This window comes from Wenzhouxiangella sp. YN9 (genome assembly GCF_056324165.1).
In genome coordinates this window covers 195,473-208,572 of the sequence record NZ_JBJNIP010000100.1, presented here as the reverse complement: position 1 = coordinate 208,572, position 13,100 = coordinate 195,473, and the positions used below count along the sequence as shown (strand labels likewise).

The 13,100-nt window shown below is 63.2% G+C and carries 11 protein-coding genes; 7 read left to right on the top strand and 4 right to left on the bottom strand.

The window, feature by feature from the left end:
• Positions 1-109 precede the first annotated feature (109 nt).
• Positions 110-622 (top strand): disulfide bond formation protein B, encoded by a 513-nt coding sequence (locus ACEWQ0_RS09400; protein WP_476485189.1) that lies wholly within the window; start codon positions 110-112, stop codon positions 620-622.
• 6 nt (positions 623-628) lie between these two features.
• On the top strand, positions 629-1,999 hold the full coding sequence (locus ACEWQ0_RS09395; protein ID WP_476483438.1) for a class II 3-deoxy-7-phosphoheptulonate synthase: 1,371 nt from the start codon (positions 629-631) through the stop codon (positions 1,997-1,999).
• 83 nt (positions 2,000-2,082) lie between these two features.
• Here ACEWQ0_RS09395 and ACEWQ0_RS09390 read toward each other — a convergent pair whose 3' ends face one another.
• Together ACEWQ0_RS09390 and ACEWQ0_RS09385 are read right to left on the bottom strand one after the other, a co-directional pair.
• Positions 2,083-2,520 carry a DUF4399 domain-containing protein gene (locus tag ACEWQ0_RS09390; protein ID WP_476483437.1) on the bottom strand — a complete coding sequence of 146 codons (438 nt, stop codon included), beginning with the start codon at positions 2,518-2,520 and terminating at the stop codon, positions 2,083-2,085.
• Between the two features lie 49 nt (positions 2,521-2,569).
• Complete coding sequence (locus ACEWQ0_RS09385; RefSeq protein ID WP_476485188.1) at positions 2,570-3,547, bottom strand: malate dehydrogenase; 978 nt, start codon at positions 3,545-3,547, stop codon at positions 2,570-2,572.
• 157 nt (positions 3,548-3,704) lie between these two features.
• Between ACEWQ0_RS09385 and ACEWQ0_RS09380 the strand changes: the two genes are divergently transcribed.
• Both ACEWQ0_RS09380 and tesB read left to right on the top strand, forming a co-directional pair.
• The gene (locus ACEWQ0_RS09380) at positions 3,705-4,271 is read left to right on the top strand and encodes a hypothetical protein (protein WP_476485187.1); all 567 of its coding nucleotides are present in this window, start codon (positions 3,705-3,707) and stop codon (positions 4,269-4,271) included.
• Entirely contained in the window at positions 4,268-5,149 is an 882-nt protein-coding gene (gene tesB / locus ACEWQ0_RS09375) for an acyl-CoA thioesterase II (protein ID WP_476485186.1), read from the top strand. The genes ACEWQ0_RS09380 and tesB overlap by 4 nt, the downstream gene beginning before the upstream one ends.
• A gap of 16 nt (positions 5,150-5,165) precedes the next feature.
• Here tesB and ACEWQ0_RS09370 read toward each other — a convergent pair whose 3' ends face one another.
• Positions 5,166-6,215: a succinylglutamate desuccinylase/aspartoacylase family protein gene (locus ACEWQ0_RS09370; RefSeq protein ID WP_476483433.1), complete on the bottom strand. Its 1,050-nt coding sequence runs from the start codon at positions 6,213-6,215 to the stop codon at positions 5,166-5,168.
• A gap of 13 nt (positions 6,216-6,228) precedes the next feature.
• Complete coding sequence (locus tag ACEWQ0_RS09365; RefSeq protein ID WP_476483432.1) at positions 6,229-7,497, bottom strand: MgtC/SapB family protein; 1,269 nt, start codon at positions 7,495-7,497, stop codon at positions 6,229-6,231.
• A gap of 121 nt (positions 7,498-7,618) precedes the next feature.
• Between ACEWQ0_RS09365 and typA the strand changes: the two genes are divergently transcribed.
• The 3 genes from typA to ACEWQ0_RS09350 all read left to right on the top strand — a co-directional run bounded on the left by typA (position 7,619) and on the right by ACEWQ0_RS09350 (position 13,034).
• Entirely contained in the window at positions 7,619-9,424 is a 1,806-nt protein-coding gene (gene typA / locus ACEWQ0_RS09360; RefSeq protein ID WP_476483431.1) for a translational GTPase TypA, read from the top strand.
• Positions 9,425-9,739: 315 nt separating this feature from the next.
• Positions 9,740-12,376 (top strand): tetratricopeptide repeat protein, encoded by a 2,637-nt coding sequence (locus ACEWQ0_RS09355; RefSeq protein WP_476485185.1) that lies wholly within the window; start codon positions 9,740-9,742, stop codon positions 12,374-12,376.
• A gap of 64 nt (positions 12,377-12,440) precedes the next feature.
• Positions 12,441-13,034: an ECF-type sigma factor gene (locus ACEWQ0_RS09350; RefSeq protein WP_476483429.1), complete on the top strand. Its 594-nt coding sequence runs from the start codon at positions 12,441-12,443 to the stop codon at positions 13,032-13,034.
• Positions 13,035-13,100 lie beyond the last annotated feature (66 nt).

Sequence of the window (13,100 nt, the reverse complement as noted above, 5' to 3'; positions counted from 1 at the left end):
CAGTATACCAATCCGCCATACTCCGGCCGCGCCGACACACCCGTCCGAGCGGTGCCGAAACCCTGCCACCCGAGCGCGCCAGCGCGGCCAAATTGCATACAATATCCACATGATGAATCCGATCCGCGGCCGCTGGCCTTTCCTGCTGATTCTTGTCGCCTGTGCGGGCCTCCTGGCCTACGCCTATTACGCCCAGTTCGTCCTCGAGCTGGAGCCCTGTCCGCTTTGCATACTGCAGCGCCTGGGGTTCATGCTCATGGGGGTATTTGCACTGGCTGGTGCCGTTCATGGTCCCGTGGCCTGGGGGCGCTGGATTTATGGCGTGCCGATCCTGCTCGGCGCCGGCTGGGGGGTGGTGACTGCCTCGCGGCACGTGTGGCTGCAGAGTCTGCCGGCCGATAAGGTGCCCGATTGCGGCCCCGGCATGTATTTCATGCTCGAGTACGATTTTCCGCTGGCCGAGATCCTGCGCGAAGCTTTCACGGGCGCAGGTGAGTGCGCCGAAGTTGATTGGCACTTTCTTGGTCTGTCAATGCCCCTGTGGACGCTGATCTGGTATGTTGGACTTGCAGCTTTCATGCTGTGGGTGCTGTTGGCACCCCGTGCACACGATCGGATCTGAATCATCATGAGCGAAAAACTCAAGACCATCACTCCTGCCCACGGCTGGCGGCCGGACTCCTGGCAGCAGAAGGAGGCCAGTCAGCAGGCCACCTATCCTGACGAAGTGGCCTTCCATCAGGCGCTGAATCGCCTGACGGCGATGCCGCCGCTGGTGACCTCATGGGAAATTCTCACGCTCAAGGAGCAGATCGCCGAGGCCCAGGCAGGCAAGCGTTTCGTGCTCCAGGGCGGCGACTGCGCCGAGCTGTTCGACGACTGCGAGCCGACCATCATCGCCAACCGCCTCAAGGTGCTGCTGCAGATGTCGTTGGTGCTGCTGCACGGAATGGAAAAGCCGGTTGTGCGGATCGGTCGTTTTGCCGGCCAGTACGCAAAGCCGCGTTCGGCCGATACCGAAACGCGCGACGGGGTCACCCTGCCGAGCTACCGCGGTGATCTGGTCAACGCGCCGGAATTTACCGAACAGGCCCGTACGCCCGACCCCGAGCGCCTGCTGCGCGGTCATGCCAGCTCGGCAATGACGATGAACTTCGTCCGTGCGCTGGTCGACGGCGGCTTTGCCGATCTGCATCATCCGGAATACTGGAACCTGGGCTGGCTCGAACACTCACCCCTGGCCGCGGAATTCGAACGCATTGCCGACAGCATCGGCCATTCACTGCGGTTCATGGAAACCATTACCGGACAGAAGCCCGGCAGTGTACGCAGAGTAGACTTCTTCACCTCGCACGAAGCGCTGCACCTGAACTATGAACAGGCGCTCACGCGCCGGGTGCCGCGCCAGTGGGGCTGGTTCAACCTGTCAACGCATTTCCCGTGGATCGGCATGCGGACCGCCGACATGGAAGGTGCGCACGTGGAAATGTTCCGCGGCATCCGCAACCCCATGGGCATCAAGCTCGGGCCGGGGATGTCGGCCAGCTGGCTCAAGGACCTGATCCGCACCCTCAACCCGGACAACGAGGCGGGCCGCCTGGTGCTGATCCATCGCATGGGCGCCAGCCAGGTTGCCGACAAGCTGCCGCCGTTGATCGAGGCCGTGCGCGCGACTGGCTCGCCGGTGCTGTGGATCTGCGACCCCATGCACGGTAATACCGAGACGACCGGAAACGGTTACAAGACGCGGCGTTTTGCCAATATCGTGTCCGAGGTCGAGCAGTCATTCGATATTCATGCCGCTTCTGGCTCCCGGCTGGGTGGCGTGCATCTCGAACTGACTGGAGAGAACGTTACCGAATGCACCGGTGGGGCGCGTGAGCTGGGCGAGCAGGACCTCTGCCGCGCCTACAAGACCACGGTCGACCCGCGCCTGAACTATGAGCAGGCGCTGGAACTGTCGATGCGCATTGTCGGCAAGCACCGCAGCCTTGGCTGAGATGGCGGTAGCTCGCTGGCTCGCCAAAGCGAAAGCCCGGCATGCGCCGGGCTTTTTTTGTGCGCGAGTGTGTCCAGGCGCCGTTACTCGACCGTGATGGTAATTCGTTCCGATATCACCGGCGGATTGTGGGGAACGTGACGGTAGTCGCCCACCAGAAGCTGTAGCGTGTGTTCTCCCGGTTCGAGTTCGATGTCGACCTCGGTCTGCCCGCCGCCGAAGTGAATCAGCTGATCGGATGTGGGCAGGGGGCGATCCATGCCCGGCATCTCGCTGTCGCCAAGGTCGATCAGTAGATGATGGTGTCCCGTGCCTTGCTGGACGACACCGGCCGGGGCGATGCCCATGCCTTCAAGCCCGAAGCGGATGGTCACCGGACTGGACACGGTGGCGCCGTCGTCGGGCGTGATGAAATAAACGCGGGCGCCGTCGGGCGATTTGATGCGGTCCATTCCCTGGGCCGGGGCCAAGGCTGGCAAGAGCAGCAGGAGCGTGAGCACGGGAAGCTTGAGTGCCTTCATTGCAATCTCCCTGAGCGGTTTACCAATGACGTCGTTGATCAGCGGGCATTCAGAGCAGCGAGTCCACCGCCTGACGCTCTTCGCGCAGCTCCTTGTCGGTGGCGTCCAGACGCGCGCGCGAGAACTCGTTGATTTCCAGGCCCTGGACGATTTTCCATTCGCCGCCTTCGCAGGTGCATGGGAAAGAGAAGATCACGCCCTGCTCGATGCCGTAGCTGCCGTCTGCAGGGACGGCCATGGAGACCCAGTCATCGCCGTCGGTGCCGCGCACCCAGTCGCGGATATGGTCGATGGCGCTGGAAGCCGCCGACGCCGCGCTGGAGGCTCCGCGGGCCTTGATGATGGCGGCGCCGCGCTGCTGCACCGTGGGGATGAAGTCGTTCTCGTACCAGTCGCGGTCGACTTGATCGATACCGGCCTTGCCGTCGACATTGACGTGGTGAATGTCCGGATACTGGGTGGAAGAGTGATTGCCCCAGATCGTCATCTGCTTGATGCGGGTATGGTGCGTGCCGGTCTTGTTCGCCAACTGGGCGATGGCGCGGTTGTGATCGAGGCGCGTCATGGCGGTGAAATTTTCCGGCGGCAGATCCGGTGCGTTCGCCTGAGTGATCAGCGCATTGGTATTGGCCGGGTTGCCAACCACCAGCACTTTGACGTCGCGGCTGGCCACGGCGTTGAGGCTCTTGCCCTGGGGGCCGAAGATCTTGCCGTTTTCAGCCAGCAGGTCGGCGCGCTCCATGCCGGCACCGCGCGGCTTGGCGCCAACCAGCAGGGCGATGTCGGCGTCCTTGAAACCCTCGTCAAGCTCGGTTGTCGTGACGATGCCGTGCAGCAAGGGGAGGGCGGCGTCCTCGAGCTCCATGGCAACGCCCTTGAGTGCGTCGATGGCTGGCGGAATCTCGATCAGCTGGAGGATGACCGGCTGGTTCAGACCCAGCATATCGCCGGCAGCAATCCGGAAACACAGCTGATAACCGATCTGGCCGGCGGCGCCGGTGATGGCCACGCGTACGGGTTTTTCCATGGGTGATCTCCTGCATGATGTTGGTTGGCAATTGCCCATTTTAACGCAAGCAGGACGCCCAGCCTGATTGCCGCGGTACCGGTGGCAAACCGGCCGGACCCGCGGTGCCTCTGCAGGAGGTATAGTATTCAGCCTGTCAACCCAGTCGGAGTACATCATGCGAAGCATCGTCTGCCTTGGGGCACTGCTGTTATTCACATCCGCCAGCGCAAAACCGGTGGATGATTTCTGGTCCAGTCTGCAGGCGCTTTGCGGCCAGGCCTTCGAGGGTGAGCTGATCGAGGCACCAGCCGGAGAGAACGATTTTGCCGGCAAGCGCCTGTTGATGCACGTGCGTGAATGCAGCGAAGGGAAAATCCGCATTCCCTTCATGGTGGGCGATGATCGCTCGCGCACCTGGGTGCTTACGCGCAAGGGCGATCGCATCGAGCTCAAGCATGATCATCGTCACGCAGACGGAAGTGACGAGGACGTGACCATGTATGGCGGCACCACGACCAATAGCGGCATGGCGGGGGTTCAGTACTTTCCCGCCGACCAGCAGACGCGTGAAATCATCGAGCCGGCATTTTCGAATGTCTGGACGATGCGCGTCGAGCCGGATGAAACCTTTACTTACGGTCTGTGGCGCCTGGGCACGCCGCGGGTGTTTCAGGTTGACTTTGATTTGAGCAACCCGGTTGATGCGCCGCCGGCGCCCTGGGGCTGGGAAGATGATGCATGAACGATGCCCTGGCATCGGTCATCGGGCTGCTTGATCTCGAGCGCCTGGAAAACAACCTGTTTCGCGGTCAGAGCCATGATATCGGCGCGCCGCAGGTGTTTGGCGGCCAGGTTCTGGGGCAGGCGTTGTCTGCTGCACACGCCACGGTCGAGGGGCGCAGACCGCACTCGCTGCACGCCTATTTTCTCCGGCCGGGTGACTTCAACCTGCCGGTGATCTACCAGGTCGAGCGCTCGCGCGACGGCGGCAGCTACTCCAACCGCCGTGTCCTGGCCATTCAGCACGGGCAGCCGATTCTGAACCTGGCCGCTTCGTTTCACGTCGGCGAGGAAGGATTCGAACACCAGTTCGAGGTGCCGTCGGTGCCGGGGCCGGAGGGGCTGTCAAAGAGCATCGACATTCAGGACTCGATCATCGACCGCGTGCCCGGAAAAATGCGCAGGTTGCTGGCGCACCGGCCGCCGCTGGAGTTTCGTCCGGTCGAGCCGCCAAAGTTCATCGATGCCGAGGCCCGCCCGCCGCGAAAACACGTGTGGATGCGCGCCTGGGATCAGCTGCCTGATGATCCGGCGCTGCACCGCAATCTGCTCACCTACGTGTCCGACTACGAACTGCTGGGAACAGCGACTTTACCGCACGAGCTGGACTTCAGTACGCGACCGGTGCAGATGGCCAGTATTGATCATGCCTTGTGGTTCCATCGCCCGTTCCGGGTTGACGAATGGCTGCTCTATGCCTGCGACAGCCCCAGCAGCCACGGCGGGCGCGGGTTTACCCGCGGCCAGTTCTTCAGTCAGTCGGGCGAGCTGGTGGCGTCCACGGCTCAGGAAGGTGTGATCCGCTCCTGGGATCCGGGCAAGGCCGGGCGAGCCCGGTGAGCGGAAGCTTGTCGAGTCAGGTTTCCTCGCCGTAGGGAAAGTCGTCGGACTCCAGCGACTCGGTATAGTCGCCGACGCGTTCGTGGGCGATATCGGTGCGGTAGAAGCGCGCGACGTGATAGATCGCGTCGCCTTCGTTGACCAGCGGCAGGTTGAGACAGCCGATGACGATTCCGGAAAAGGGCGCTCTGATCTCCGTTTCCTCCTCGCCGAATGGATCAGATACTGCCCCGAGCACGGTTTCATCACGGCTGACGCGATCACCCAGCTGCGCGCGAGCGCGGAACAGTCCGCTCTGCGGTGAGCGTACCCAGCTGCTCGAACGGGCGATGACCGGCACGGGGGGCGCTTTCTTTCGGGTTCTGCGCAGCATTCCGAGCTGGCGCATGACGCGCACGATGCCTTCCACTCCGCCGCGTATGGCCACTTCGTCAAAGCGCAGGGCCTCACCGGCCTCGTAGAGCAGGATCGGAATCTCGTGGTCCATCGCAGCCATCCGCAGAGAACCATCGCGCAGGGCAGAATTGAGAATGACCGGCGTTCCGAACGCCTGTGCCAGCGTCAGGGTGTCTTCGTCGTCCAGGTTGGCGCGAATCTGCGGCAGGTTGCTGCGGTGCAAGGCGCCGGTATGCAGGTCGATTCCGTGCGTGGCCTGGCTGACGATTTCATTCATGAAAAGATGCGCTACCCGCGCGGCGAGCGACCCTTTGCCCGAGCCGGGGAAACTGCGGTTGAGATCGCGTCGGTCGGGGAAATAGCGCGACTGATTGATGAAGCCGTGCAGGTTGACGATGGGGACGGCAATCAAGGTGCCTTTCAGGCGCTTGAGCGCCGGCACCTTGAGCAGACGCCGGATGATTTCCACGCCGTTGAGCTCGTCGCCATGGATGGCCGCGGAGACAAACAGCACCGGGCCTGCGCGCTTGCCGCACAACACCTGAACCGGCATCGTGGCCGGGGAATGCGTGTACAGGCGCCCGGCTTCCAGATTGATGCTGCGACGCTCGCCGGGGTGAACTTCAACGCTGCCGATCCGGATCGGCTGGTTTTCCATCTTGCGGGGCATGCGCTTCAGAGCCTCACAGGTGTTGCCACAGTGCGGTGGCCAGTCCACCGATGGCCGCCGCCACCAACGGCGCGATGACCCGCCGGCCAAGCGCGCGCCCGCCGATTCCGGACGCCAGAGCTACCTTGACCAGCGAGTTGACGCTGGCGGCAATGGTAATGCCGACCACGGCAACGGTCGCACTGATCTGGTCACGGCTCATCTGCGACAGGGAGATGTTGATGGCATCCACGTCCGCTATTCCCGACGCTGCCGCGAGTGCCCACAGCCCGGCGTTGCCGGCCCATTCGGAAAGCATCTTGCCCAGCAGCAGCACGACGGCCAGCAGCCCGCCGAACAGCAGCGCCGATTTAAGCTCCATCGGGTTGCGCAGCGCACTGGCTTCCTGCTCGGCATGGGATTCGTGCTTCTGGTGGCGCAGCAGAAAATAGACCGGCGCAAGCGTGGCGACCAGCATGACCGTTGCCGGCATCCACAGCAACGGCAGCAGCGCCGGGTTGACCAGCGCGGCGACCACGATCATGCGCCCCAGCATCGACGTGCAGGCCAGCAGGATGCCGGCCGCCAGCACCGAGGTCATGCCACCCTGTTGCTGGCTGATGCGCGAGAAGGCGAGCGTGGTCGCAGTCGAAGAGGCGAGGCCGCCGGCCAGGCCGCCGAAAACGATACCTTTCTGCGGGCCGATGACGCGAATGGCGATGTAGCCGAAAAACGAGATCGCCGCGATCAGAACGACCCACAGCCAGATCGTGTGCGGGTTGAGCGCCTCCCAGGGGCCGTAACCACGGTCGGGTAGAATGGGCAGCAGCACCACCGAGATCAGCAGCAGCTTGAGCACCGCCGACAGCTCTTCGCGCCGAACGCGCTCGAGCCAGCCGTGCAACTGTTCCTTGAAACGCAGCAGCATGGCCATGACGATGGCCGCCGCTGCGGCCGGTGCGATATGCCCAACGCCCGCCAGCGCAGCCAGCAGATAGGTGGCCAGCGAGGCCGTTTCGCTGGTGATGCCGAAGTCATGACCCGTGCGCGTGGTCATCACATAGGCCGTGGCGCTGGAGATGACCAGACCGATGAAGACCAGGCCGATCAGCCAGGTGGAGCCGTCCTGGCTGAGCAGCCCGACCGTGCCCCCGATCAGTCCGATCAGGCCGTAGGTGCGCAGTCCAGCCACGCGCCGGCCCTCTTCGACGTCGCGGCCCTGCCAGCCGCGTTCGGCACCGATCAGCAGGCCAATGGCCAGCGCCACGCTCAGAAGAATGAAAGAATCGGTTGCTACAGGCATGTCACCATATTAAACCCGCGCGATGGAGTGCGGGCAGTTCAGGGCATCATTGCCGACTTTACTGCAGTCGGCGGGTCCGCTGCCGCACTATAATGCGCACCCCACAACCAAGCGAGAGTCAATGAAACTTCGTAATATCGCCATCATCGCCCACGTCGACCACGGCAAGACCACCATGGTTGACCAGCTGCTACGCCAGTCCGGCGAGTTCGCCGCCCACGAGCGCGTTGAAGAACGCGTCATGGACTCCGAAGATCAGGAGCGCGAGCGCGGTATCACGATCCTGTCGAAGAACACCGCCATCAACTGGAACGACTGGCGGATCAATATCGTCGACACTCCCGGTCATGCTGATTTCGGCGGAGAGGTCGAGCGGGTGCTCTCGATGGTCGACTCGGTGCTGCTGCTGGTCGACGCTGTCGATGGACCGATGCCGCAGACCCGTTTCGTGACCCAGAAGGCCTTCGACATGGGCTTTCGTCCGATCGTCGTGATCAACAAGATCGACCGGCCGGGCGCGCGCCCGGACTGGGTGCTCAACCAGACCTTCGATCTGTTCGACAAGCTTGGCGCCAGCGATGAACAGCTCGACTTTCCGGTCATTTATGCCTCGGCGCTCAACGGCTTTGCCTCGACCGAGCCCGACGTCAGCGACGGCGACCTTACACCGTTGTTCGAGGCCCTGATCGAGCACGTGCCCGCGCCCGACGTGGATCCCGACGGCCCGTTCCAGATGCAGATCTCGAGCCTGGCCTATTCCTCCTACGTGGGCCTGATCGGGGTCGGGCGCATCAAGCGCGGTCGAATCCGGCCCAATCAGGCGGTCACCGTCGTCGATCGCGACGGCCAGAGCCGCTCCGGCCGGGTGCTGCAGGTGCTGGGCTTCAAGGGGCTCAAGCGTGAGGAGGTCGACGAGGCCAGCGCCGGCGATATCATTGCGGTGACCGGGGTCGAGGATCTCGGCATCTCGGCGACGCTTTGTGATCCGGCCAGCGTTGAACCCATGCCGGCGCTGCAGGTGGACGAGCCGACCATTCACATGACCTTTCAGGTCAACAACTCGCCGTTTGCCGGGCGTGAAGGCAAGTTCCTGACCAGCCGACAGCTGCGCGCACGCCTGTATCAGGAGGCCAGCCACAACGTCGCGCTGCAGGTATCCGATACCGGCGACCCTGAACAGTTCGACGTCGCCGGTCGCGGCGAACTGCACCTGTCGGTGCTGATCGAGACGATGCGCCGCGAGGGCTACGAGCTGGCCGTCTCGCGCCCGCGGGTACGCAAGAAAAAAGACGACAGCGGTGCGGTGCAGGAGCCCTGGGAGCAGGTCGTGCTCGACATCGACGAAGCCCATCAGGGGGCGGTCATGCAGGCCATGGGCGAGCGCATGGGCCAGCTCGAGAACATGCAGCCCGACGGCAAGGGCCGGGTGCGGCTCGACTACATCGCGCCGGCGCGCGGCCTGATCGGTTTTCAGAACGCCTATCGCACGATGACGTCGGGCACCGGCTTGTTCTTTCGGGTCTTCGACCACTGGGGCCCGGCCACCGAGCGCGTCGCCGAGCGCGCCAACGGCACCCTGATCAGCATGGAAAACGGCACCAGCGTTGCCTTTGCACTGTTCAATCTGCAAGACCGCGGCAAGATGTTCATCGGCCCTGGGCAGGACATCTACGAAGGCCAGATCATCGGCCTGCATGCCCGTGACAACGACCTGGTCGTCAACCCGATGAAAGGCAAGAAGCACAGCAATATTCGCGCCGCCGGCAAGGACGACGCCGTCCAGCTCACCCCGCCGGTCCGAATGACGCTCGAACAGGCACTGGAGTTCATCAATGACGACGAACTGGTTGAAGTCACGCCCGAGCACATCCGCCTGCGCAAGCGCCTGCTCAAGGAGCACGAGCGCAAGCGCGCCGGGCGAGCCTAGTCGGCCCCGTCACTCACTGGGCACCTTCCGATTCACGGTTAGTGCTGGGGTACACTGTTGACTCGGCATCAAGGCAGGTTGCATCCAGGGCTCCAGGAGTGGCCCGACTCGGCGTTGCCGCTCTTGAAGAGGGAATGACCCTTCCCGGCGAGCGACGCCTCGATTCGGGCCATTCCTGGAGCCCTGAATGCAACCTGCTTTGATGCCGGCTTAACAGGGCTGCAGCCGTCGCGGTGGGTGACGACTGCGAACGCAAAGGGCCGGGTGATCTCAGAGGGATACGGTGTGTCGCGCCTGACTCCAGCACGTCGCTTGTTGCTGAATCGACTTCTGGACCAGCTTCTCGAGCTGGACGATCCTGCTCGTGAGCAACAGCTGGCAGCCATCGCTGCGCGCGCACCGCGGGTTCATCGCTGGCTGGTCGACCTGCTGGCGGCCAGCCTGGAGCCGGCCCGGTTTCTGGATACCCTGTTTGAGCGCGTAGGTCTGGCCGCCAGGCAGGACGCGCGTTTCAGGCAGGAAGTGCTGCTTCCAGCCGGCACTCGGCTGGGCCCATGGCGAATCGAGCAAGCCGTTGGCAGCGGCGGGATGGGCACGGTCTACCGGGCAGGGCGGGCCGATGGGGCGTTCGAGATGGATGCAGCGATCAAGCTCATCCGGGTTCGGCAGAAAGCCCTGGATCAGCGGCTTGCCGTCGAGCGGCAGCTCCTGGCGCGGCTGAGCCACCGCAATATCGCCCGCCTGATCGATGGCGGCACCACCGAGGATGGTCATGCCTATCTGGTCATGGAGTGGGTTCCCGGGCGCGACCTCGATGAATACATTCGCGATGAAAGCCCCGATCTGGCGACCCGCCTGGACCTGTTCGAGCAGATGGCGCGCGCGGTGGCGCATGCGCATCAGTGCCGGGTGGTGCACAGCGATCTCAAGCCCGGCAACGTTCGCATCAACGAGGAAGGTGCAGTTCGTTTGGTCGATTTCGGCGTGGCGCAGCTGCTCGAAGACCAGGCGAGTGATGAGTCAGGGGTCAAGGCACTGACGCCCGCCTTCGCAGCACCTGAGCTTCTGGCCGGTGAGCCGGTGTCGACCCAATCCGACGTCTGGTCGCTGGGCGCCATGCTGCACTGGCTCATGACCGGCGCGCTGCCGGGCCGGCATGCCGGTGCGGTTGACGCGGGTCAGCTGCCTGAAACCCTTGCTCGCCGCGAAGACATGGCGGCAATCATTACGCAGGCGACTGCCGAACAGCCGTGGGATCGATACGGATTCGTCTCCGGTCTGATTGCAGACCTTCATCGCTATCGTGCGCAGCTTCCGGTCAGTGCGCGCCCGCCGACGCGGATGTATCTCCTGACGCGCTTCGTGCAACGCCATCGCCTGATGGTTGGCGCGGCCACGGCGGTAACGTTAGCGCTGTGCCTGGCGCTTGCCACAGCCCTCTGGCAGGCTCGTTCAGCAATGCTCGAGCGCGACCGCGCCACGGCCCAGACCGAGCGCGCCATACAGGCCGAAGCCCAGAGCGCGCAGCTGGCTCGTGAGCTGGAGCAAGTCGTTGCTTTCCAGGCCGAACAGCTTTCCTCGATCGACGCCCGGCAAATGGGCGCCGGGATGCGGGCGGCGATCGTTGATCTGCACCGAGTTTCGCTGGCGCGAGACGGTCTCGGCAGCGAGGAGCTGGAACGGGAAGAGTCAAATGCGCAAGCCATGCTTGCTCGGATCAACTTCACGGACCTGGCCCGCAACACGCTTCGGGAAAACATCTTCGACCGCGCGCTCGATGCCATGGACAGGCAATTTGCCGATCAGCCGCTGGTTCGCGCCCGGCTGCTGCAATCAGCAGCAGCGACACTGCGCACTCTGGGCCTGGGCATGCAAGCTGGCCTGCCGCAGGCCCGGGCTCTCGCGATTCGGCGAGAGCGGCTGGGCAACAGGCACCCGGACACGCTCGATTCGATCAACCGCATGGGGCAGCAAATGGCTTTCGAGGGTCGGCGTGAGGAATCACTGGGGTTCTTCCGCGAGGCCATGGCCGGCTTCGAGGCCCTGCATGGGCCCGAGCATCCGGCCACGCTTACCGCGCTGAGCAATGTAGGGACCGCGCTGGAAGCATTGGGGCAATATGCCGCAGCCGAACCCTTTTTCCGCAAGGCCTTGCAGGGGCGGCGCGTCGTGCTCGGTGACGAACACCGGGATACGATGATTTCCATTTCCAACATGGCTGCTTTGATCGACAGTCTGGACCAACCTGATGAGGCTCTGGCGTTGTATCGGGAAGCGCTCGACAAGCGACGTCAACTGCTGGGGAATGAAGATCCCGACACGCTGCAATCGATCAGCAACCTTGGTGTGTTTCTTGCCAGCCAGAAACGCTTTGATGAGGCTGAGCCCTATTATCGAGAAGCGCTGGTTCGTCGTCGCAAGGTGCTTGGCCGGGAGCATCCCCAGACTTTGACATCAGCCAACAATCTTGGATATCTGATGGACCAGACCGGACGGCTGGCAGAAGCCGAGATTCACTATCGGGAGGCCTTGTCCATTTCGCGAAAGGTTCGTGGTGACGACCATCCCAGAACCCTGATTGCCATGAATAACCTGGCTGGCCTGCTGCACAATCTCGAGCGGTTTGAACTGGCCGAAGCGCTTGCAAACGAAGCCGTAAATCGAGGTCGTCAATCGCTGGCCGACGGCCACTGGTATCTGGGCGTGTTCCTGAACCGTCATGGCCGTGATCTGGCGGCTCTGGGTCGTCATGACGAAGCTGTGGCAGCCATGCTGGAAGCGCATCAGATCTTCGTCGAGGCGCTCGGTGCCGAGGACAAGGGCACCAAAGTTGTGGTTGAGTCTCTCGTAAATGCCTACACTGGCTGGCACGAGGCCGCGCCCGAGGCGGGACATGATGAACGCGCAAGACACTGGCAGGCAGTACTGAACCCTGAGGAGACGGTTCCGTGAACACCGGGAATGTAAAGGCAGTGCTGGATTGGCGCTGCGGTTTGCGGCCGGCCGAGGTCGGGTCATGAAGGTCGATCCTTTTCGGCCGGTGCCCGAGCAAGAGGTTACGCAACTGTTGGCCGAGATCCACAAACAGCCGGAGCTGTTCGAACAACTGTTGCCGCTTGTCTATGACGACATGAAGCGGATCGGTCGTGCCCAGCGCCAGCGCCTGGGAAGCAGCGCGACGCTGCGAACGACTGCGCTGGTGCATGAGGCCTTTTTGAAGATGCAAAAAAGTGCCGGCGGTGAGATCGAGAACCGGCTGCATTTTCAACGCCTGGTTGCCCGTGTCATGCGCCAGCTCATAGTCGACTACGCTCGCAAGCAACTGGCGGAAAAACGCGGCGGCGACCAGATCCGCGAGACCTTCGAAGAGGCTGAGTACAGCCTGGAAGCCGAGGATCTGGTGCGGGTGATGGCGGTGGACGCGGCGCTCCAGCGCATGGCCACAGACGATCGCCGCATGACAGAGGCGCTGGTGGCTCAGCTTTATGCCGGCTTCACCGTCGAGGAAATTGGTGAAATGTTCGGCTTGTCCAGCCGCACCGTGATTCGCGATCTACGGCGGGCGCGGGCCTGGCTGACAATCGAGCTGGCTGAATTCGACCCGGGCTAGGGTGCTTCTTGCTTCTTGCATCTGCAAGCCCGGGCATGTCCACTTCACCTGCTTGATCTGGAGTGC